Genomic DNA, 23,332 nt, shown 5'->3' with positions numbered 1-23,332 from the left:
CGTATTATCCGTTAATCCAGTTTGCAAGTAAAATCTTTCCATTATCGGTAAGGATAGATTCGGGGTGAAATTGCATGCCACGCACATCATAAGTGCTGTGCGATAATGCCATAATTATTCCGTTCTCGTCTATTGCTGTTACCTTTAAACTATCGGGTAACGATTCTTTTTCTACCGCCCAGGAGTGGTAACGCCCAATTTTAGAGTCTTCGGGAAAATTTTTAAATAGTCTTTCCGATTTATCTGTTATGTGTATAGAGGAGGCTACCCCATGCAATGGCTTAGGCATATTAAAAAGTTTGCCGCCAAATACCTCAGCGATAGCCTGTTGTCCAAGACAAATCCCCAGAATACTTTTTGTTGCTGCGTAAGTACGTATAACATCTAACAATAGCCCCGCTTCTTCTGGAATACCAGGCCCTGGAGATAACAATATTTTATCGAACTGCTCCAAATACTCCAGTTCAAATTTATCATTTCTTACGACCTCATATGTCTCGCCAAGCTCTTGTAAAAGATGTACTAAATTATACGTGAATGAATCGTAGTTATCTATAACAATAATTTTATTTTTGCTCATTATATATACTTTCTTGAGGCTGCTCTACTGCGGTCAGATTTACTGTAGCCGTTAGGGTTTGAAATTTTTGAATATACTGTTTACGAAGAGTTTGCAGCTCTTCGATGCGCTGTTCTATGGTTAAGATGCTGGACGAGAAATGGTCCGGCGTTTCGCAATAATCGATTGGGCGTATCATATGTCCTGTGCTAATTCTAAAGCGCGGCGTAGGGCCGCAATTTTGTTGTTTACCTCTTGCAATTCTTTTTCCGGATCAGAGTCCAGCACAATACCAGCGCCAGCCTGATAGTGTAAAACATTTTTCTTACTTAAAAAAGAACGTATCATAATGGCATGGTTAAAATCGCCATTGAACCCCATAAAGCCGATGGCACCCGAGTAGAATGAGCGTTGTAAGCCCTCGTAGCGATCGATTAGCGTTAAGGCCATATGCTTCGGTGCTCCAGACAGTGTTCCGGCAGGATAAGTATCGCCAACGACATCAAAGGGGTTAGCGCTAGGATTAAGTTGTCCGGATACTTTGGAAACTAAGTGTATAATATGCGAGTAGTACTGCGCCTCCTTATACGATTTAACCTTCACCTGAGTGCAATGTCTGCTCAAATCATTACGCGCTAAGTCGACCAGCATAACATGCTCGGCAGATTCTTTAGGGTCATTTTTAAGTGCTTCGGCAATCTTCTCGTCTTCCTCCATATTTCCAGTACGTTTAAATGTTCCGGCAATCGGATAAATTGTGGCTTCCCCTTTTTTGATGGTTAACTGAGCCTCTGGCGAAGAGCCAAATAACTTAAAGTCGCCATAATCGAAGTAAAAAAGATAAGGCGAAGGGTTGATGGATCTTAAAGCGCGGTATACATTAAACTCGTCGCCCAAAAAGGGTGTTGAAAACGCCCGTGAGGGTACAATCTGAAAAACATCGCCACGGCGGATATGCGTTTTCATTTTCTCGACGAGGGTTTTAAATCCGTCGTCGGTCATATTCGAGCTTTCCTCGCCATTTAGACTGAATGAATATTCAGGGAAGTTCTTATTCTGTATCAGGTATTCCATACGTTCCAAATCAGAATCCTCGTTTTCCAAGAGATTTTCAAAGATATACAGTTGGTTTCGGAAGTGGTCTATAGCAATGACATACTTGTAAATATGGTACTGTAGAAAAGGTATTTTACGGCTGTCATCCAGTTTAGCTGTAAGGTTAATATCTTCAAAATGCTCCACTGCATCGAAAGAAAAATAACCGAAAAGACCATTAGAAATTAGGTTGACCTCTGGAATAGCTGTAGCTTCGAAGGATTCTCTAAAATCTGAGACCTCTTGACGAAGGTTTATGGTATCCGCATTTTTGCTGATTTTTTCTTGGTTTGGATACTGTATTACAAGCTCATTCTCGTTTAATACAATGCCAGCAAGCGGTTGACAACAGATATAACTGATGTTATTGTCACGGCTATGGTACTCCGAACTCTCTAACAAAAGACTATTTGGGAAGGAATCCCTAAGGCGTAGGTAGATGCTTACAGGTGTTGTGGTATCTGCAAGCAGTTTTTTGTAATTTGATTTAAATAGATAAGCCATATCGCTAAAAATAGTTTTCAATGTTAATAAAAAAAGCCCGACGAATTAACGCCGGGCTTTATTTTTGTTGTTTTGGTTGATTATGAAAAATCTTTATGCATTATACCAAATACAGCTACATCCCGACGCTTTTGCACCAGGCCACCACCAGAATTGATATGTCATTTGTTTGTTCATTATAATGCAAAATTATAATATTTTTCAAATAATCAAACTATAATTATAAATAAATTAAAAAAATGTGTTAAAACTTAGTCATTTAATAAATCAGGCCTTCTTTCCTGCGTTCTTTTAAGCTGCTGTTCATCGCGCCAGGCATTGATTTTAGCCTCGTTGCCACTTAATAAGATATCCGGTACGCGATGTCCTTTGTAATCTGCCGGGCGGGTATAAATTGGAGCATCCAATAACCCATCTTGAAAAGAATCCGATAAGGCGGAGGTTTCATCCGAAAGAACACCCGGTATTAAACGTGTAATCGCATCTACAACAATTGCGGCCGGAAGCTCTCCCCCAGAAAGGACATAATCGCCGATTGATATTTCTTTGGTTACGAAAATATCACGTATACGTTGATCAATACCCTTATAATGACCGCATAAAATAATAATATTTCCACGTGTCGACAAATCGTTTGCTATCTCTTGGTTTAACGTAATGCCGTCTGGTGTCATATAAATAATCTCGTCGTAATCACGTTCGCTTTGCAGCTTTTCAATACAGGCAGCAAAAGGTTCGATCTGCATCACCATACCAGAGCCCCCTCCATAAGGGTAGTCGTCGACAGATTTATGCTTGTTGGTCGCATAATCACGTAAATTATGTACATGAATTTCAGCCAGACCTTTCTTTTGGGCTCGCTGTAATATGGAGTGAGCAAAAGGGCTCTCCAATAAAGAAGGTAATACTGTGATAATATCAAAACGCATCTTGCAAAGATAATAGTTCGTAATTAGTATTGTATGTTTTGACTGTCTTATTCCTGGAATAATTTGTTGAATTGTAGTAGTTGAAAATGAAACTAACGTGCTTTTTTTTATCTATATATTTAGTAAAGAGTATTTTTTTTTTTACCCAATAGTTTAAGCGGGAAATCTTGTGTTAAGCCTTTGGTGTTAAATATTTGGCAATCAAAACTAATAATAGGAAAATTTAATTTCTAATGTTGTTCTATCGAAAAACTAAATAATTGTCCTACAGGTTTTTATTTATTTTTTTATTTACAATAAGGTAGTGTGGTATGTATTATTAGTTATAATATAAAATTAAATTATTAACTTAGAGTATACTAAGGGCTATCAAAGCCAGATTATTAACAATTTATTATCATTTTTTTTAACTAATCTTTGTTCACATGGGGAAAAAACTGCTCAGTTTTTTTATTGTGCTCCTATCATTAATTGATATTTCTATGGCACAAAGCCGAAGGGTTACAGGTAGAGTAACCTCGGTTGAAGGTAAATCCCTTTCCGGTGTTTCTGTATTTCAAAAGCAAAGCGCTAAGGGCGTTTCGACAGATGCATCTGGGGTTTATTCTATTGAAGTTCCGCAAGGAACGACGTTGGTTTTTCAATATGTTGGATTTCAAAGAAAGGAGGTTGTCGTAGGCAGCAGTGCCGAAATCAATGTTCAGCTGGAGTCTGACGATAAAACTATTGACGAGGTCGTAATTACGGGTATGGGGTTACGTGTTGACAAACGTTTGTTTACTGGTGCAACCTCAAAAATTTCAGGTGAAGCTGCTGCTATTGGCGGCCTTCCAGATCCTAGTCGAGGTCTAGAAGGTAGGGTTGCCGGGGTGAGTGTGCAGAATGTTTCGGGGACATTTGGTACTGCACCCCGAATCAAAGTCCGTGGAGCAACTTCGTTATATGGTAGCTCGAAACCTCTTTGGGTTGTAGATGGTGTTATTCTAGAAGATGTTGCGGATGTTTCGTCTGATGCGCTTTCTTCTGGAGATGCCTTAACTTTAATTAGTTCTGCTGTAGCAGGATTAAATGCGAATGACATTGAATCTTTTCAAATTTTAAAAGATGGTTCTGCAACTTCAATCTATGGAGCTAGAGCAATGGCGGGTGTAATTGTTATTACAACTAAACGCGGTGTTGCTGGTCGAAATGCTATTACGTATTCCGGTGAATATACTTCCCGCGCTATACCACGTTATACGGAGTTCAATATTATGAATTCCCAAGAGCAGATGTCTGTTTATAAGGAGATGTACCAAAAAGGGTATCTACTTTTGGCGGAAACTTCAAACGCTTCTTCGAGTGGTGTTTATGGTAAGATGTATCAATTGATTAACGAGGGTAAACTTTTTAATGACTTATATCTTGGTGGTGCCGAAACAAATAAATATTTAAGGCAAGCGGAGTATCGTAATACCGATTGGTTTGATGAATTATTTAGTACGGGTTTGCAACATAATCACTCCGTGAGTTTATCCTCTGGTACAGAAAAGGCGCAATATTATGCTTCCTTGAGTGGCTTAGTAGATCCCGGATGGACAAAAGCTAGTAGTGTTGATCGTTATACGTATAACCTGAATGCAAATTATAACATTTTCAATAATTTTAAGTTAAATATCATCACCAATGGTTCATACCGTAATCAAAAGGCTCCAGGTACATTAGGCCAAAGTACGGATGTCGTTTTTGGTGAGGTGAAACGTGATTTTGATATCAATCCATATATGTATGCGATGAATACTTCGCGAACAATGGATGCTAGGGAGTATTATGTGCGTAATTATGCACCTTTCAATATTTTAAACGAATTAGAAAATAATTATATTGATAATAAAGTTACAGATTTAAAATTTCAAGGGGAGTTAACCTGGAAGCCGCTAACAAACCTAATGTTCACTGCGTTAGGTAGTTTACGTTATCAAGGTACTGCCCAACACCATCATATTAAAGATCGCTCCAATCAAGCTATTGCATACCGTTGGATGCCAACTACTGCCATTCGAGATTTAAATCCTTATCTGTATAAAGATCCAAATGACCCTTATGCATTGCCAATTAGCGTATTGACGGAAGGGGGGATTTACAATCGTTCAGACTATGATTTGCTGACTAAAGATTTTAGATTTACAGTGCAGTATGATAAAAAATTTGATGATAAAAATAGTTTAACCCTATTCGGGGCGACTACCATTAATGATGCCAAACGTACCAACACTTGGTTTAGGGGCTGGGGTATGCAATATGATTTGGGAGAAATTCCTTATGTAGTATACCAAACATTTAAACGAGGGCAGGAGGAAAATTCTCCGTATTATAGGTTAGTAAATACGCGATCTCGTGAGGCTGCGTTTTTAGTTAACGCTAACTATAGTTACGATAATAAATATATCCTTAATGGATCGGCTCGTTATGAAGGCTCTAACCGTTTAGGTATGACAACATCATCGCGCTGGATGCCTTCTTGGAATATTTCAGGCGCTTGGAATATTCATCAAGAAAATTTCTTCGAAGATTTAACACCTGCGCTTTCTCACCTAATGGTTAAGGCATCTTATAGCTTAACAGGAGATAGAGGCCCATCGAATGTAACGAATTCTAGAGCGGTAATTTCAGCATACAATCCATGGAGGCCGAACGTAATTGATTCAGAGTCTGGACTAGAGGTTCGTGATCCTGAAAATAGAGGGTTAACTTATGAGAAGAAAAAAGAGATTAACTTAGGCTTGAGTGCCGGGCTTTTAGACAATAGAATTAACCTAGAATTCGACTGGTTTAAACGTAATAATTTTGACCTTATTGGTTTTATCAATACGCAAGGTGCTTCGGGAACGATCTACAAGATGGGTAATGTTGCGAATATGAAATCGCAGGGAGCTGAGTTGAGTGTAACGGGGCATATATTTAGGGATACCAAATTTAAGTGGACGACCAATTTTATATACACACATGTAACGAATAAGGTTACGGATTTAAAAACTCAAAGTAGGGTTATTGACTTGATTACAGGAAATGGTTTTGCCTTAGAGGGGTATTCAGCAAGATCGTTGTTTTCTATTCCTTTTGCGGGTTTAAATAATGAGGGTTTGCCAACTTTCAATAATAAGAATGGAGAGACTACGGTTTCTGGTATTTATTTTCAAGAGACTGATGATTTATCTTTCTTGAAATATTCCGGTACAACTGAACCTACGGATATGGGTAGCTTAGGGAATACATTTACCTATGGTGGTTTCAGGTTAAATGTATTTATGACCTACTCTTTTGGCAATGTTATTCGTTTGAATCCTATTTTCCGTAACAGCTATACGGATTTTATGGCGATGCCTAGGGAATTCAAAAATAGATGGGTTATACCAGGAGATGAGGACCGTACAACCATTCCTACCATTGCAACGACTAGGCAAAATAGAAACGATACAGATTTAAAAATTGCCTACAGTTCCTACAATTACTCTACAGATCGTATTGCTAAAGGAGATTTTATCCGTCTTAAGGATGTTTCTTTGGCGTATGAGTTTCCAAAGGAAAAAATTGCTGCTTGGAAATTATCTTCATTGGGTTTACGTTTTAATGCGACAAATCTATTTTTAATTTATGCGGATAAAAAGCTTAATGGTCAGGATCCAGAATTCATAAACTCTGGAGGTGTCGCGGCTCCTATACCTCGTCAATACACGCTTACATTAAGATTAGGTTTATAACATAGCAGGTTTGAACATGAAAAAGAAATTTAATATACTATTACTACTAGGAACGTTAGGGTTGTCTCTTTCATCCTGTAATAAATACCTGGATTTGATGCCAGATAATAGGACAGAACTTAATGAAGAAAAAAAGATAACTAAAATTTTAGTTTCTGCATATCCTACAACTTCCTATACTTTAATTACTGAACTTAGTTCAGATAATGTGGATGATTATGGGCCTCGAAACCCTAATACCGTACGGTTGTACAACGAGCTATTTCGCTGGAATGATGTTTCGGAGATAGGTTTGGATACGCCAAATGATTTATGGGAGTCTTGTTATAAGGCGATTGGAAGTGCTAATCAGGCTTTAAATGCCATTGTTGAATTAGGAAATCCAGAAAGCTTAAAAGCGGAGAAAGGAGAAGCTTTATTGGCTAGGGCTTATAGTCATTTTATTTTGGTGAATGTATTCTCTATGCATTATACCACGAAAGATTCGAATAAGGACTTAGGGATTCCGTATTTAACAAGTCCAGAAACAGAGCTTTCGCCACAATATTCTCGTGGTACTGTAAAAGAGGTATACGATCATATTACCAAGGATATCGAAGAAGGACTTCCGTTAATTAATGATGCCATCTATAATTCGACACCAAAGTTCCATATGAATAAGGCTGCATCCTATGCTTTTGCAGCACGTGTTGCCTTGTATATGCAGCAATGGGCGAAAGCGGTTGATTATGCCAATAAAGCTATTGGTGTTAACCCCATAATGCGTAATACCACTGCCTTAGCAAATAGTGGCGCACAATCACCTGTGCAGATGGGTGTTTTCTATAATGCGAGTACGGAAAGGGCGAACTTGTTAATTCAGACCGGTTTTAGTAATGCTGGACTTGTATTTGGCCCATATTATGAAGGGTCTAAGTATAGTCATGGTAGTTTAATTTATAATACCGAGACTTGGGGAGCGCCAGGTGCTTGGGGAAAATTGAATTCTACAGCATTTAGACCTAGATTGTATGAATATGGTGGTACAAATCTTGATAAAGTTGTTGCACCACATCAGCCTTATTTATTTGAGTTTACAGATCCTGTAGCACAGATTGGATACCGACATAATATTTACGCACCGTTTACTGTAGAAGAGACGATGTTAGTTCGTGCAGAAGCAAATATTATGCTGAAGAAATATCCTGAAGCTGTCGAGGAGCTAAAGCGTGTAATCAATAATAAATTGGTAAACCCTGTTTCGGCTGCATTTGGTCTTGCACAGATTAATACTTGGGCAAAGGAAACCCCTTATTTTACGGCTTCGCTTCCTACACCAAAGAAACAACTGGCGCCAGATTTTTTGGTTGAGGCTGGAGATCAGGAAAACTTGTTGCACTTTTTGTTGCATGTGCGCAGGAATGAAACGTTACACTTAGGCTTACGATGGTTTGATATTAAGCGTTATGGTATTGAGGTTGAGCGTCGTGTATTGGAAGCAGGGACTGTTGTAGCTTCTATAGAATCGGCTACTAAATTAGTGAATAGAGATAAACGCCAGGCATTGCAGCTGCCAAAGGCTGTTATTGCAGCAGGTTTACAAGCTAACCCTAGATAAAAATTGGAAATTATGAAAAAGAAATATTTGTATTTATTACTTGGGATAGGATTGAGTGTTTCCTGTTCAAAGGAAAAATTAGACTCGAATAGTATTTTTGTTGATTCTTCTATTGCATTAAATGAATTGGATAAATATGTAGAACGCGAGTATACAAAACCGTATAATATTGCAGTCATTTATAAGTATGTCGACAAAGAATCGGATATGAATTATAATTTAAGTCCGGCAAATTATGAGAGCTCTATACGTATGACGCGTTTAATTCAATATTTGGCAATTGAGGCGTACGATAAAGTCACAGGAAGTAAAGATTTTATCCATGCTTATTTTCCTAAGATTTTAAATTACATAGGGTCTCCGGCGTATAATAATAACGGTACTATAGTTTTGGGGACAGCCGAAGGGGGAAGGAAGATTTCAATCTATAATTTAAATCAGCTTACGGCAGCGAATTCAACAAATGCTGCGCTTTTAAGAGAAAGGTATTTTCATACGATTCACCATGAGTTTGCTCATATTCTAAATCAGAATAAACCTTTTAGTATTAATTTTAATCAAATCTCTTCTAAGGACTATGTTAATGATGCTTGGAATACCTTATTTGATACGAACGCTAAGGCTGCACAGAAAGGTTTTATTTCACCCTATGCCGGGAAAGAGGCGAACGAGGACTTTGTCGAGTTAATTGCATTTTATGTCACGCTAACTCCGGCACAGTGGAATGCACGTATAAATGCTGGTGGCACAGGAGCAGCAGGCGTAGCTGGGCGAAATATTATCCTGAACAAATTTGGTATTGTGAAGGAATATATGTTAAATTCCTGGGGAATAGACTTGGATATTTTACGAGACGAGGTGCTGGAAAGAACGGCTGCTTTGAAAGATTTTGACCAATTGAATATTAAATAGCTTATTATGAGAAATAAAAATATTATTGTCTTAGCAATCTTATCCGTTTTGATATTCTTTGGGTGTAAACGGACTCAAGATGAAATTTTTGATAAGTCACCTTCGGTAAGGATGGATGAAGCTATTACACATATATACAGTGTGTTGCGTGCTAATCCCAATGGTTGGATAATCCGTTATTTTCCACATCCTGAACAAGAATTCGGTGGCTACTCGCTCTTTGCGAAATTTACCTCGGACGCTGAGGTCTCTTTAACTTCTGATATTAATTTATCTACAATAAAAAGTTCGTATGCTGTAGTGCCTGAGGGAGGGCCAATTCTAACTTTTAATTCCTATAATAAAGTGATTCACTATTTCTCTGAACCCGGGGTAGATAGTGGCAACGGGGCCAACGATACTGGAATGGGAGGTGATTTTGAATTTATTGTATTGGAGGCAACAGAAAAAGGAATTGTTTTAAAGGGTAAGAAGTCAGGAAATACCATTCTAATGGAGCCGATGGATGCTACTGGCCAAGCTGTTCACGATAGTTATATTGAATTTGCAGCATTTTTTGATAATCAAACGTACTTTCTTTTTGAGAATAAAGCGGGCGATATAGAGGATGTTAATCTTGGGCAACGAACTTTTCAGCTTCCTGAAGATTTGAATGGTCCTTTAATTACCTTCCGCGTTGTACCTGATGGCTTGGATTTGTATAAAGAAACAGAAATTCGTGGTGTTAAGGTAAAGAAATTAAAGTATGTAGCGCCTTCCGCTCAATACCTTAAAGGTTATTTTACAGATGAGAATTCTACCTTTAAATTTATTCCACAACCACCGCCTTTAAACATCTTGTTTAGAGATAATGTTTGGGCAACATCTTATAAAAATATAGGTCCTATTGGGCAAGGATTTTGGGATGGTGCAAAAATTAAATTAACTCAAGCGGGGTATACCGTAGATAATTTCTATGTGGGTACAATTTCTGGATTTCAGGGGCTATTCTGGTCTATGCAAAGAGGAGCGGTTTTTGGTGGTGTAACTATCAATATCATTCCTGTATTTGGAACAACAGATCAGGTGCGTATTACCTTTGACGGAAGGATCGTTGGAAATATTACGGGAGCTATGTGGTCGAGTGGTTTAAATGACTTTTTTTCACCATTTAGTTCGCGTGTATTTAAGATTACAAATAGTAGTGGTACAGAAAATCCTAAAGAACTCTTACTGCAGGATGTTGTAAATCAAAACAATTGGTTTAAGTTTTTTGTGGATGATATTGATGATCCATTTAATAATTAACGCCAGCTGATTTATTGGTTTTATTAGGACGCCTTTTGAGGCGTCCTTTTTTTATGTTTTCTTACAATTCCTGCATGCTTTTTATAGCGATAAAAAAAGTTTAGTTTATTTAAAACGTTTGGTTACGATGCTATCCTTCTATTTCGTTACACTAAATTGGTTTATACGTGTAAAATTTTGATTTTTTTAAAATGATAAAGACTAGATTAATTTTTTTTTATTTAAGTGTTAGTTACGTATGTTTTGATTTATTTACGGTGCCTTAATTTAATTGTTGATGTTGCATTTATCCTATTGTTATATGAAATATTGATTATAATAAAAGTTTTTTATGTATTGTAACAACTTATTAAACGTATTATAGGCAAAATTAAATATTGAATTTATATTATTTTGCCTTTTATTTGTTTCGCAAAAAAGATGGTTTGTTTTCAAAAATATGGTTTGTTTTTTTTTGAATTACAACAATATTATGTTTTTTTTAAAATACTTGTAATAACAAGTTTAAGAATATATATTTGGGATATATTAACATTTTTTAACAAGTGTTGATAATGAATTCTAACCGGAATTTTTTAACTAAACAAAACAAACATTTATGAAACAAAAACTACTAAGTTTTTTATTGGGAGGGGCTATTTTGACTTCGGTGGCTTTCGCTCAAGAAAAAAAAGTATCTGGGCAAGTACTAACAAGTTCAGGTAGGGCGGTAGCTGATGTTACTGTACAAGTTTCTGGGACTAGTATTGTTACAAAAACTGACGCCAATGGTAATTATTCAATATCAGTACCTGAGGGGAAGACATTAATCTTCAGATCTATTGGTTATTCCCAGCACACGATTGTTGTAGGTAAAGCTACTACGTATTTAGTAACTTTAGATGACGCTAATACTGATTTGGATGAAGTTATTGTAGTTGGATATGGTTCTGCTGTGGCATCAAAAAATGCTGTGGGTTCATTTTCTCGTGTTGGAGCAAAGGATATTGAGGCTAGACCTTCTGCAAATGCTTTGGACGCTTTGCAAGGTAAGGTTCCAGGATTACAGGTTTTCACAAGCTCTGGTGAGCCGTCAGCTACGCCCTCTGTTCGATTAAATGGTGTTGGATCTATTAATGGGGGTACCTCACCTTTATATGTATTGGATGGAATTCCAGTAGGATCGGGGTCCATTGTATCACTTAACCCTAATGATTTCGAGAGTGTAACAGTATTGAAAGACGCTTCTGCAACTTCGATTTATGGTTCAAGAGCTGCAAACGGTGTTATTTATATTACAACGAAAAAAGGTGCTCGTGGTGATAGAGCGACGATTAATGCAAGGGCACAATGGGGATTTTCGAATCTAGCTAGATCGGAAGCGCAAAAAAATATGATGAATTCTGCTGAATTACAACAGTATTGGTTGGATTCAGGGTTTAGTACCCAAGAAGAAATTGATAAGATTCGTAAAGATTGGCCAAACGATACGTATTGGACAGATTATTATTTTAAGCAAAATGTGCCAACCAAACAGTATGATCTAGATGTTTCTGGTGGTTCCGATAAAACACAGTATTATATATCTACGTCTTATTTTGATCAGGAAGGGGTGATGTATAGGTCTGGTTTTGATAGATTGACATTAAGAAGTAATGTGACCACTAGATTAAACGATTGGGTACGTTTAGGCTTGAATCTGGCTGGTGGTGTTGATAAACGTCAGACGAATCAGTATACCTCAAATTCTTTACAGGGTGGATTGGCAATTCTTGCATTACCATGGTATACTCCTTATGATAAAGATGGGAATGAGTATTATGATAGACAAATTCCTGGATTAGCTAGGTATTCGCCAAAATATTTAGCGGATAAATTTCCGTCTCAATTAACAAATCAACAGTTTAATCCAACGGCATTTATTGAGGTTTCTCCTGTTAAAAATTTGATTTTAAAATCACAAGCCGGGCTTGATTATTTTAATAGTCGTACTTCGACAAGACGTTTACCTTCGTATAATTCAAATTTAAATAATGGTACTGCGAGAGAAGAATGGCAACAAGGTGTGTCTAGAACGATTACCAATACTATTGAGTATAAATGGAATATAAATGATATTCATCGCTTAACTGCACTTGCTGGACAGGAGTATACAGATTATAAGCAAGATGGATTCTTTGGAGAAGGTGCTGGAGTGGCTGATGATCGTCTAATTCTATTAGGTAACGCTACAAATACATTTGCGGTTGGCCAGAGTAAAACTGAATATGCTTACAATTCATACTTCGGTCGATTGGCTTATGATTATAATTCAAAAGTATTTTTTAATGCTACATTAAGACAAGATGCTTCTTCAAGATTTGGTAGAAACAATCAAAAAGCAACATTTTGGTCTTTAGGTGCCAACTGGAATATTAAACAAGAGGCTTTCTTGAATAATGTGGAATGGTTAACCGATTTAAGATTGAAAGCATCAATTGGTACCTCGGGTAATTCAGGTGGTTCTGAATCAACATGGAATTTCCAACATATTCCAACAGTTAGTGCTGCGCAATATAACGCTTCTGCGGCTTGGGGCTTAAATGTAATTGGAAACCCGGATTTAACATGGGAAAAACAGCTGATGAGTAATATAGGCTTTAATGCGACGCTCTTTAAAAAATTAAATGTTGACTTTGAATTTTTTAATAGAGATACCAAAAGTTTGTTAATGAATATACCTATTCCATACACTACAGGGTATTCACAGATTCTTTCTAATGTTGGTAAGTTGAATAATAAAGGTTTTAACTTTGAGGTGAGTTATAATATCTTTAATTCCCCTGACTTTTACCTTACACCGAGCGTAACATTTGGTTATGTTAAACAGGAAATCAAAGAATTATTCCAAGGTAGAGACTATTGGATTATTCCGAATACAGGGGTAAGTTATGTAGTCGGACAACCAATCTCCTTTTTTTATCCAATGTTAAAGGGTGTTAATCCTGAGAATGGTAATTTTGATTGGTATGTGCCTGGTCCAGATAATACTAAAACAAATACTGACCCAAATAATGTAACTCAATCGTTTAGCTCTGCTGCATTGCAACAAAATACGGGTATTAAGCGATATGCGCCTATTAACGGTGGTTTTGGTTTGAATACTGGTTATAAAGGAATCTTCTTAGAGTCTTATTTTACATATTCTTTAGGTAAATATTTAATTAATAACGACGCATTCTTCTTTTCTAACCCTGGACAGTTTGCAGGGATGAATCAAACTAAGGCTGTTAATGATTTTTGGAAAAAACCAGGGGATGTTACGGAATTTCCTAGGTTTGGTGTTGCTCGACAATTCGATGATTCTTTAATTGAAAATGCATCTTTCTTACGTTTAAAAAGCTTTACGCTGGGTTATCAATTGCCAAAAGAATTGCTAGGACGTACGAAGTTCTTTAAAGGTGCTAAGGTGTACTATACTGGTCGAAACTTGTTGACGTTCACTAAATTCTCTGGTGCTGACCCGGAGATTGATTCAAACTTGGTAACTGGTGCAAATCCAAATACTAAACAATCTCTGTTTGGTTTTCAATTAACGTTTTAATGAATAAATTGATAAAGATGAAAATATTTAAATACATAATAGCGGGCCTGTTTTTGAGCACAACAATTCAGTCTTGTAATCTAGATAAATTTCCTGAAGATAGTATTGAAAGGTCTAATTCATTTGAAAAATTATCTGATGCGGAGAAATGGACAAATAATTTTTATGCGCAATTAAGAGGTAGAATTTATGGTACGTATACGCAAGTTTCGGATGTGCAAACAGATTTACTGAATGCAACGCGCGAGTTTGGTAATGTGAGTGGTGCTGTACATAGATGGGGGCAAGATTTTAATTCAGATAGTTATGAAGTTCGGGATATTTGGCTTGGTTACTACGCTGCATTAAAAAATGTAAATATTTCAATTGAGAAATTTCCAGCTGTTCCTGTTGCAAATGAGACTGAAAAGACAAAGTTAAATCAATACTTAAGCGAAGCTTATTTGACTAGGGCTTATTACTATTCTCAACTAGCGTTGAGATATTGTAAAGCATATGACCCAGCAACGGCCGATAAGGATTTGGGTGTTCCATTGGTAACAAAATTTGATGTAAATGAAAAACCTGCCCGTGCGACATTAAAACAAACGTACGAATTTATTTTATCAGATATTGTTGAAGCAAAGAAAGGACTTGCTCAGGTGTCTGGTACTCCGGGATCTATTAAATTTACTATTGATGCGGCATTGGCCTTAGAAGCAAGAGTAAAATTATATATGGGAGATTTAGTTGGCGCTAAAACTGCAGCTGAACAGGTAATTGCAAAAAATACCTATAAACTGTTCAATACTGCTCAAGGTGTTGCATCTATTTGGGCAAAGGATGAGGTTCAAGAAACAATTATGCAGTTATTTGCTACTTCTGCAGCCAACGAAAGACCTAATAGTAACGATTTGTATTTCGGTTATAATGCTGATGAGAAAACGTATAGATCGCTTTTTATTCCTTCTAAATGGGTTATTGATGCATATGAAGATAAGGATTATAGGAAAGCCGCTTATTTTAAAGAAGTAACACTTGATCGTGGTGGTTTAAAACGTACGGTGTTTATAAACAATAAATTTCCTGGTAACCCAAGTTTAAATACTAGTGCAGCAGATAATTATAATAAGCCTAAAGTGTTCCGTGTAGCTGAATTGTATTTGATCGTTGCAGAAGCAACAGCTAAAACGGATGCGGCTACTTCTTTAAGTCGATTGAATGAATTGCGGGTAGCTAGAGGTTTAGATGCCTTAACTGGTTTAACAGGGGAAAATTTGTTAAATGCTGTTAAAGATGAGCGTTTAAGAGAATTAGCTTTTGAAGGTTTCCGCTTGGATGATTTGAAAAGATGGAAACTTGGTATGACAAGAAGAGATCCACAAGATTTGGATATTTTACAGACTGGACAGGATGGTTTTTATGATAAATCTGTTCCGGCTACGGATAATAAATTTGTTTGGGGTATTCCATCGTACGAGATTATTTTAAATGATAAATTAGTTCAAAATCAAGGTTGGTAGGCTAATTTAATCGTGAGTTTTAAAAGAGGCTGTCATTTTTTGACGGCCTCTTTTTTTTGTATCGTTTACAGCCTTTTATTTAAATAGGTGCCGTTTTTAAGGTGTCTTTTATCGCTGGAATATTTTAATATTATAATCTTTAATATGAATTTTTGTTTCGAGTTGCTCAATCTTACAAATAATTTTTAAGAAAAATATAACCTTGTATTTAAGTAAACGTTTGTTAGTAACTTATTTTTATAGGGAGATATTATAAACAATAAAGAAAAATTAAGTAAGGTTTTCTTTTTAAAGTACGGAATAGATGTGAATTAAATGTTTTAGTTTTTTTTAAAATTTATATAGGTAGATAGGTGTTAGCAATATGATCTTCTATATTCGCATCTTAAAAATCAACATTTTAAGCAAAATGATTATCCTGATTGGGTATGTGATGCAGTGCATTGGTCGGTTGAAAAAAATACTTCTTACCGGAAGCAAACCAACGTTTCTTGGGTAAAGACTCAACTGATTATAGCATCAAATATATTGATAATCAGAAAAACTCTCTTTTTTATTTTGTAAGTATTTTTTTGTGTTTTACCTGTTTTTAATCCTGTTCATGAAGCTGAATGGTTATTATAATTAAATACGGTTTAAATAAATAGGGTTTACTTAAAAAATCCTCTTAGGAGATATTTATTTATTTATTTATTTATTTAAAATAAAAATTGGGAATATTAAGACGACCCAAGTTCAGGCCATCCATGTTTGTCAGGATGTCTTCTGGTAAAACAATTTATTTAACCTCATTAGGCTACTTGAATACCAAAGGGAATTCTCAAGTTGATCCTGATTTTAAACGTTATTCTTACCGTTTAAATTTAAATCATTAGATAAAACCTTGGAGGAAGGGAGGGATGAATTTGAAGGCAATCTATATTGGGGCTTCTTTTTTTGTGTTATTTTCAGTCATTCTTCCTATGAATATTTTCTTAATAGCGCTACATTTTACTTTATATTTCATGGTTTAACACTTATTGTATATGTAATTATTTGTCCAAATGTATGCCAAAATAGGATATAAAACAGCTGCTGTTAAACTGCAATAAACCTTGATAATTGACAATAAAGCTTGATTTATATTCAATTCATTTCAAAAAATTGGCTTTTGTTTTAAAATACTTGCAAAAACAACTTTAGTGATATATATTTGCTGTCTTTAACAAATTTTAACAATATAAACCTGTTATTGTTAAATTATGATAAATAAAATTTATTAAACTAAACAACAAATGAAACAAAAACTACTTATTGTACTATTTGTATTAACCTGCCTGATTGGGCATGCGTTTGCACAAAGCCGCCAAGTTAGTGGAAAGGTTACCTCCTCTTCGGATGGTACACCAATTGCGGGGGCTTCTGTTACCGTAGTAGGTTCACCTACTTCCGTACAAACAGATCGCGCTGGTAACTATTCCATTTCGGTTGGTAATGGTGCTATTCTTAATTTTTCTTATATTGGCTATACGGCTCAGCGTATTTCAGTAGCTGCACAAACAAGTATTAATGTGCAATTAATTGAAGAAGACAGTCAATTGGATGAGGTTGTCGTTGTCGCTTATGGTACGGCAAAAAAATCGGAAGTTACTGGATCTATGGCCACAATGGGGGCCGAAGACTTAGATAAACGTACGGTTACGAATGTGTCGAATGCACTTGCAGGTATGGCGCCTGGTATCTCAGTTTCCTCAGGAAATGGACAGCCAGGATCTGGTGCCACCGTACGTTTACGCGGTATCGGTTCTATGGGGGCTTCTAGTAGTCCTCTATATGTTGTAGATGGGGCTGTTTTTGATGGTAATATTGGTGATATTAATGCTACTGATATTGAAAGCATCTCTGTATTAAAAGACGCAACATCTGCCGCATTATATGGTTCACGTGCTGGTAACGGTGTTATTATGATTACTACGAAAAAAGGTCGTGGTCCTGCAAAATTAACTGCTTCCATTACACAAGGTTTTTCTGAGCGTGGTATTAAAGAATACGATAGGGTAGGTACGTTTGATTATTATCCTACTGTATTTCAAGCAATGAAAAATTCTTATATGTTTCCTTTGGATCCAAAAAAGGCAATAAGTGAAGCTGATGCAATAACAAAGGCACTTAAAGAAATATCTGGAGCTTTAGTGTATAATCCATTCAACGTTGCCAATAATGAAATTTTGGATGAAAATGGGAAAATGAATCCCGATGCAAGACTAAAATTTGATGATTTTGATTGGTATAAGGCAATTCAACGCGTTGGTAAACGTACAGATGTAAATACTAGTTTCTCTGGTAGTTCTGAACACAATGATTTCTTCGCATCTGTGGGGTATTTAAATGATCAGGGATATTTGTTGAACTCCGATTTTAAAAGATTCAACGGCCGTATTAATTTGAATAGCCAGGTAAAAAGTTGGTTGAAAACAGGTGTAAATGTATCTGGAGCTAACTCCCAAGGTACAATGGCTGTTGATGCTTCGAGTGGAGATGCTGCATCTTTTTCCAATCCTTTTAATTTTATTAGGGGTTTAGGACCTATTTATCCAGTTCATGCTTACGACTTAACTACAGGTGCTCCTGTTATTAACCCTTTAACAGGTGAACAATATTATGATTATGGCATGCACCCAGGTGCGAAAATTAGACCTGCTGGCGCGAGTAATGGTCGTAATGTTGTTTATGAGACAATTTTAAACAATCGGTTAAATCAACGTACCATGTTAGGAGGTAGAGCTTTTGCTGAAGTGAAATTCTTAAAGGATTTTACCTTTACACCATCGTTTAGTATTGATTTAGCTAATAGAAACTTTGATTACAACTTTAATAATATTGTAGGTGATGGTGTTTCTTATGATGGTTTAGTATCTTGGGAAAATGATATTACCCGTTCTTATACTTTTAATCAGGTATTGAGTTATAAAAAGTCCTTTGATGCACATAACATTAATGTAATTTTAGGACATGAGAATTATGATTATTCTTTTACAAGAAGGTCTGCATCCAAAACAGGACAGGTAACTTCTGGTATTACAGAACCTGATAATTTTGTTACTCCTTTATCAACAGGTGGTTACAAAAATGTAAACCGTATGGAATCTTATTTTGGAAAAGTTTCGTACAATTATAACCAAAAATACTTTTTAGATGGTTCTATTCGTCGCGATGGTTCTTCTATTTTTATTTCAGATAATCGTTGGGGTACATTCTTCTCTGCCGGTGGTGCTTGGGCTATTTCCAAAGAAGATTTTCTAAAAGATCAAACATGGATTTCTGATTTACGTTTGAAGGCTTCCTATGGGCAAGTGGGAAATAATAACCTTTTAAATTCTGATGGTAACCGTATTTATTATGCCTACCAATCTTTATATAATTTAGGTTATAATAATGGAAATTTACCGGGAACTATTTTGAATAGTCTTCCAAACCCTAACTTAACTTGGGAAACTTCTAATACATTTAACGTAGGCGTAAATTTCGCTTTGTTCCAAAATAGATTGCGTGGGGAAATTGAATATTATAAACGTGGTTCTGACCAGTTATTAATGTCTGTACCACAACCTGTTTCTTCCCCTGTTACTTCGATATTCCAAAACGTAGGTTCCATGTATAATCGGGGGTTAGAGATCTCACTTTCTGGTGATATTATCCGCAATGCAGATTTTACTTGGACTGTAACTAAAAACTTCTCGACCTTTAAAAACAAAATCACAAAAATGCCAGTTGAAACTCCTGTGGTTACTTCTGGTACAAAACGTAGAGAGGTTGGCCGTGATTATTACAGTTTTTGGTTAAGACAATTTAAAGGTGTCGACCCTAGTGATGGCGCTTCCTTATACATGCCTTCAGCTGAAGCAACAAATAGTGATTTAGTGAATATAGATGGTGTTAACTATGTAAAAGATCAAAATAAAGCAGGTTTTGCTTATTCTGGATCTGCAATTCCAGATTTTTCAGGATCGATCATTAATTCATTTTCTTATAAGGATTTTACATTCTCCTTCTTATTGACTTACCAAGTGGGGGGTAAAATTTATGATAGTCAATATGCAGGGTTAATGTCAACAAGCAGTTATGGAAAATCTTATCATACTGATGCTTTAAATGCTTGGACTACAGAGAATAAAAATAGTAGTATTCCTCGTTTAGATATTGCAAACAGTTCAAATATCAATGCAGCCTCTACGAGATGGTTAATTGATGCTTCGTATTTCAGTATCCGTAATTTTAACCTTTCTTATAAGTTACCTAATGCTTGGACGAAAAAAATTGACCTTTCTTCAGCAAGATTATCATTTACTGGAGAGAACTTAGCATTATTTACAAAACGTAAGGGCTTAAACCCAACGGAAGGTTTTGATGGTACAAATAGTACGTCGTATTTACCAACACGTATTTTCAGTTTTGGTTTAAATGTGGCATTTTAAGCTTATAGATATTATTATTATGAAAAAAAATATATTAGCAGTATCTGCTGCCTCTTTAGCTTTGTTATTTTCAAGTTGTGGCAAAAATTACTTGGAAACTTCTCCGACGGACAAAGTCAGTAAGGATGAAATATTTAGTTCCATTGAAAATGCTAATACAGCATTGAATGGTATATATAGATTTATGTTTGAGCGTACAGATCTAGTGAGTTCAAATCAACAAAACCGCCCAGGAGTTGGGGGGATTATGCTGAGTATGGATTTTATGGGTGAAGATTTAGGTACGCTTGGCTCTACTTGGTTTACCAATACTGGAGAGGGAACTTGGGTAGGACATAGAATGGATAATAGCACAGTAACATTTTATACGTATAGAACTTTTTATAAAATTATTGGTGATGCTATTTTCATTTTAGAGAATGTCGATAGTATTAATGCTACTGATGCTCAAAAAAATACAATTAAAGCCCAAGCTTTAGCCCTAAGAGCATATGGCTATGCTAATCTGATTCAATTGTACGCAAAACGATATGACGCTACCTTAGGGGTTAATAGTCAATTGGGTGTGCCTCTGGTATTGAATTCTAAAGATGTTAAATTAGAACGTGCTACGGTATCTGAAGTTTATGCTTCTATTATCAAAGATTTAACTGATGCAGAACAATTTAATATTTCTAGTAGAGTTAATAAATCTCAGATAAATAATCAAGTTATTTGGGGTTTACGTGCTCGTGTAGCTTTAACAATGCAGGATTATCCTAATGCAATTGTATATGCTAAAAAAGTTATTGATTCCAAAGTCTTTACTTTAATGAATCAGGAGAATTATTTAAAAGGTTTTAATGACGCTTCTGTATTATCTGAGTTTATGTGGGCTTCCATGCCAACCCAAGATCAGGGGGATGCTTTTGGTTCCTATTTTGCGCAAATTGCCTATAATGCAAATACAGCATTTCAGCGTGGAAATCCAAAACGAATTAATTCGGCGTTATATAATAAAATTTCGGCTACAGATATTAGAAGAAGTATGTGGGAGCCAAAACCAACAGTAGAAAACTTTCCTTTGCCATCGGCGAGTTTTGCTCGTCAAGACTATATGTCTAGAAAATTCTCTATTAAAGCTCCAGGAGGGGCGTTAGGAGATGTGCCTTTGATGCGTCTTTCGGAAATGTATCTGATTCTTGCAGAAGGATATGCTGGTTCCGGACAGTCGGGGCTCGCACAGGATGCCTTATTTGAATTGGTTAAAGTTCGTGACCTTAAGGCCACAAAATCAACGAATACTGGTGTGGCTTTAATGGAGGAAATCTGGTTTAATAGACGTATTGAGCTATGGGGTGAGGGTTTTAGGTTTTTAGATTTAAAACGTTTAAATCAACCTTTGGATCGAACATTGGCACCGAATTTCTCAAGTAATTCTGTGAACAATTTGATGGAGGTTCCAGCTGGTGATATGAGATGGCAGTTTCTGTTTCCTAGAGCAGAAATGGATGCTAACAATTTGATTGAACAAAATGATTAATTAGCTTAAGTTAGGTTTATAAAATCATACTTAGTAGAAGTGGCTATCTTATATAGGTAGCCACTTTTTTTGTTGTGGTTTTATAAATTTAGTTTTATGGAAATAAGCAAGGCATCGTTTATATTTGCTGATATGCGGACAACATTAGCCCTTTTAAAGAAGTCTAAAAAACGATTTTTCATTTACCTGCTGGGTATTGTGATGGTTGCGGTTATTGCGGGTTTTGGATTTCAGGAGGTATCCCTCAAGCTTAACCAGTTAAATAAACGGATGTTAAAAGAAACCGCTAAAGAAAACGGGCTTGTTGTAAAAAAAGAATTTAATTTGCTGTATCAGCATGTGCTGATGTTAAATCAGTTGTTGGTTGTTGATGAACGACTTACCATGGATAAAATTATTACGCCAGATACTGGCTTTAATAATATGTTGGCAGCATATGTTTTTAGAGATCGCCATAATAACGTTTTTAAAAAAGGATTTAGTGTCGACGAAGATCGTATATCTACTGTAAATACAAATTTTAAGGAGGAAGCGCAATTCCATAAAATTGATGGAAGGTTTTTTGTGATACGCCATTTCCCGCTAGGTAGCGGAGAGGTGTATTGGTTTATTGATTTGCATAAACTGAACGAATATTTTTGGAATGCAGCTATGGGTGGGAGGGCTTATTTTTCCGTGTATTCTCCAGATGGAATATGTTTAATGCATCCAAGTTTTGATTATGTAGGCCTTCAAAATAAGGCCGAACTTGATAAGTTAACAGCGGTAAGCGATACCATTGCAATTTCACCTTACTTGGAATTGGATGTGATGGTAAATTCGCTGGATGTGAATGATTACCTTGGGCCCACCAAAATCTTAATTTCCATTCCGGTTTTTTTAAACGCTAATGATTTCGGTGAGGTATTGCAGATTATCATTGTTTTTGGAATTCTCTTTATCGGTATAAGTGTATTGTTTATCAATTTATTGTATCGCGATCGGGAGCGGCTTCGTAAAGTCGAGCTCGATAATGTTCAATACGAACGGGAGCGTGCTCTGATGCAGTTTGAAAAACTTCGGGAGCAGATGAACCCTCATTTTTTATTCAACTCTTTGGGGTCCTTGCAGCAGCTTATACGTAAGGAAAACGTGCCTGCACGTACCTTTGTCAATAAGCTGGTACGGGTATATCGCAAGATCTTGCATACCGATGATAAGGGGCTTTCTATGGTCTCTATAGAGCTCGAACTGGCACAGGAGTATTATTATTTACAGAATGTGCGCTTTGGTGATGTATTGAAGCCTCTATCTATCGCTATGGATACGGAGGCACTGCAGAAAAAAATTCCACGTTTGAGCATTCAGATATTGATTGAAAATGCGATAAAGCATAACGAAGTTTCGGCCGAATACCCACTACAGGTTTTTATTCAACAGGAGGGCGGCGCGCTGCGTATACATAACACTATCCGCAAGCGTCAGTTTAACAAGGAAGACCTTAATGGTGGCTATGGTATTGCTTTTTTACAGGCTGTATATCAGTATTATAACGTAGAAGGCTTTCGGATAGATAACGATGGTGTTAACTTTACGGTTTACCTACCCCTCCTGTAAAAATTGCAGAAAAACTTCTTCTTCTTTAATGGCGTGTTCACTCCATAAAACTACGTGTTCACGGTTTTTCAAT

General features: G+C 36.3%; 13 protein-coding genes. 9 read left to right on the top strand and 4 right to left on the bottom strand.

Going from position 1 to position 23,332, the window contains the following annotated elements:
* Positions 1 to 4: 4 nt before the first annotated feature.
* From ACL9RF_RS10400 to trmD, 4 genes are all read right to left on the bottom strand, one after another.
* Complete coding sequence (locus ACL9RF_RS10400) at positions 5 to 580, bottom strand: anthranilate synthase component II (protein WP_422800563.1); 576 nt, start codon at positions 578 to 580, stop codon at positions 5 to 7.
* Entirely contained in the window at positions 567 to 758 is a 192-nt protein-coding gene (locus ACL9RF_RS10395) for a hypothetical protein (RefSeq protein WP_422800562.1), read from the bottom strand. The genes ACL9RF_RS10400 and ACL9RF_RS10395 overlap by 14 nt, the downstream gene beginning before the upstream one ends.
* The gene (locus tag ACL9RF_RS10390) at positions 755 to 2,158 is read right to left on the bottom strand and encodes an anthranilate synthase component I family protein (RefSeq protein ID WP_422800561.1); all 1,404 of its coding nucleotides are present in this window, start codon (positions 2,156 to 2,158) and stop codon (positions 755 to 757) included. The genes ACL9RF_RS10395 and ACL9RF_RS10390 overlap by 4 nt, the downstream gene beginning before the upstream one ends.
* A 251-nt stretch (positions 2,159 to 2,409) precedes the next feature.
* Positions 2,410 to 3,087 carry a tRNA (guanosine(37)-N1)-methyltransferase TrmD gene (trmD, locus tag ACL9RF_RS10385; RefSeq protein WP_422800560.1) on the bottom strand — a complete coding sequence of 226 codons (678 nt, stop codon included), beginning with the start codon at positions 3,085 to 3,087 and terminating at the stop codon, positions 2,410 to 2,412.
* Positions 3,088 to 3,512: 425 nt separating this feature from the next.
* Between trmD and ACL9RF_RS10380 the strand changes: the two genes are divergently transcribed.
* From ACL9RF_RS10380 to ACL9RF_RS10340, 9 genes are all read left to right on the top strand, one after another.
* Entirely contained in the window at positions 3,513 to 6,827 is a 3,315-nt protein-coding gene (locus ACL9RF_RS10380; protein WP_422800559.1) for a SusC/RagA family TonB-linked outer membrane protein, read from the top strand.
* 16 nt (positions 6,828 to 6,843) lie between these two features.
* Positions 6,844 to 8,424, top strand: a complete 1,581-nt coding sequence (locus ACL9RF_RS10375) for a RagB/SusD family nutrient uptake outer membrane protein (RefSeq protein ID WP_422800558.1) — start codon at positions 6,844 to 6,846, stop codon at positions 8,422 to 8,424.
* A gap of 12 nt (positions 8,425 to 8,436) precedes the next feature.
* Entirely contained in the window at positions 8,437 to 9,336 is a 900-nt protein-coding gene (locus ACL9RF_RS10370; protein ID WP_422800557.1) for a zinc-binding metallopeptidase, read from the top strand.
* A 6-nt stretch (positions 9,337 to 9,342) separates the two neighbouring features.
* Positions 9,343 to 10,623 carry a DUF4302 domain-containing protein gene (locus ACL9RF_RS10365; RefSeq protein ID WP_422800556.1) on the top strand — a complete coding sequence of 427 codons (1,281 nt, stop codon included), beginning with the start codon at positions 9,343 to 9,345 and terminating at the stop codon, positions 10,621 to 10,623.
* Positions 10,624 to 11,221: 598 nt separating this feature from the next.
* The gene (locus ACL9RF_RS10360) at positions 11,222 to 14,185 is read left to right on the top strand and encodes a SusC/RagA family TonB-linked outer membrane protein (RefSeq protein ID WP_422800555.1); all 2,964 of its coding nucleotides are present in this window, start codon (positions 11,222 to 11,224) and stop codon (positions 14,183 to 14,185) included.
* A gap of 17 nt (positions 14,186 to 14,202) precedes the next feature.
* The gene (locus ACL9RF_RS10355; protein ID WP_422800554.1) at positions 14,203 to 15,687 is read left to right on the top strand and encodes a RagB/SusD family nutrient uptake outer membrane protein; all 1,485 of its coding nucleotides are present in this window, start codon (positions 14,203 to 14,205) and stop codon (positions 15,685 to 15,687) included.
* A 1,274-nt stretch (positions 15,688 to 16,961) separates the two neighbouring features.
* Entirely contained in the window at positions 16,962 to 20,141 is a 3,180-nt protein-coding gene (locus ACL9RF_RS10350) for a SusC/RagA family TonB-linked outer membrane protein (protein WP_422800553.1), read from the top strand.
* Between the two features lie 19 nt (positions 20,142 to 20,160).
* Positions 20,161 to 21,663, top strand: coding sequence for a RagB/SusD family nutrient uptake outer membrane protein (locus tag ACL9RF_RS10345; RefSeq protein ID WP_422800552.1), 1,503 nt, complete (start codon positions 20,161 to 20,163; stop codon positions 21,661 to 21,663).
* 96 nt (positions 21,664 to 21,759) lie between these two features.
* On the top strand, positions 21,760 to 23,259 hold the full coding sequence (locus ACL9RF_RS10340) for a sensor histidine kinase (protein ID WP_422800551.1): 1,500 nt from the start codon (positions 21,760 to 21,762) through the stop codon (positions 23,257 to 23,259).
* Positions 23,260 to 23,332 lie beyond the last annotated feature (73 nt).

The sequence above is a fragment of the Sphingobacterium sp. Mn56C genome, from assembly GCF_049319645.1.
Taxonomy (GTDB): Bacteria; Bacteroidota; Bacteroidia; order Sphingobacteriales; family Sphingobacteriaceae; genus Sphingobacterium.
The sequence above is the reverse complement of the archived record's forward strand: the minus strand, read 5'-3'. Positions and strand labels throughout refer to the sequence as shown.

Excerpts from the sequence above, each read along its gene's own strand:
- ACL9RF_RS10400 (WP_422800563.1), bottom strand. The coding sequence starts at position 580 with ATGAGCAAAAATAAAATTATTGTTATAGATAACTACGATTCATTCACG.
- ACL9RF_RS10395 (WP_422800562.1), bottom strand. The coding sequence starts at position 758 with ATGATACGCCCAATCGATTATTGCGAAACGCCGGACCATTTCTCGTCC.
- ACL9RF_RS10390 (WP_422800561.1), bottom strand. The coding sequence starts at position 2,158 with ATGGCTTATCTATTTAAATCAAATTACAAAAAACTGCTTGCAGATACC.
- trmD (WP_422800560.1), bottom strand. The coding sequence starts at position 3,087 with ATGCGTTTTGATATTATCACAGTATTACCTTCTTTATTGGAGAGCCCT.
- ACL9RF_RS10380 (WP_422800559.1), top strand. The coding sequence starts at position 3,513 with ATGGGGAAAAAACTGCTCAGTTTTTTTATTGTGCTCCTATCATTAATT.
- ACL9RF_RS10375 (WP_422800558.1), top strand. The coding sequence starts at position 6,844 with ATGAAAAAGAAATTTAATATACTATTACTACTAGGAACGTTAGGGTTG.
- ACL9RF_RS10370 (WP_422800557.1), top strand. The coding sequence starts at position 8,437 with ATGAAAAAGAAATATTTGTATTTATTACTTGGGATAGGATTGAGTGTT.
- ACL9RF_RS10365 (WP_422800556.1), top strand. The coding sequence starts at position 9,343 with ATGAGAAATAAAAATATTATTGTCTTAGCAATCTTATCCGTTTTGATA.
- ACL9RF_RS10360 (WP_422800555.1), top strand. The coding sequence starts at position 11,222 with ATGAAACAAAAACTACTAAGTTTTTTATTGGGAGGGGCTATTTTGACT.
- ACL9RF_RS10355 (WP_422800554.1), top strand. The coding sequence starts at position 14,203 with ATGAAAATATTTAAATACATAATAGCGGGCCTGTTTTTGAGCACAACA.
- ACL9RF_RS10350 (WP_422800553.1), top strand. The coding sequence starts at position 16,962 with ATGAAACAAAAACTACTTATTGTACTATTTGTATTAACCTGCCTGATT.
- ACL9RF_RS10345 (WP_422800552.1), top strand. The coding sequence starts at position 20,161 with ATGAAAAAAAATATATTAGCAGTATCTGCTGCCTCTTTAGCTTTGTTA.
- ACL9RF_RS10340 (WP_422800551.1), top strand. The coding sequence starts at position 21,760 with ATGGAAATAAGCAAGGCATCGTTTATATTTGCTGATATGCGGACAACA.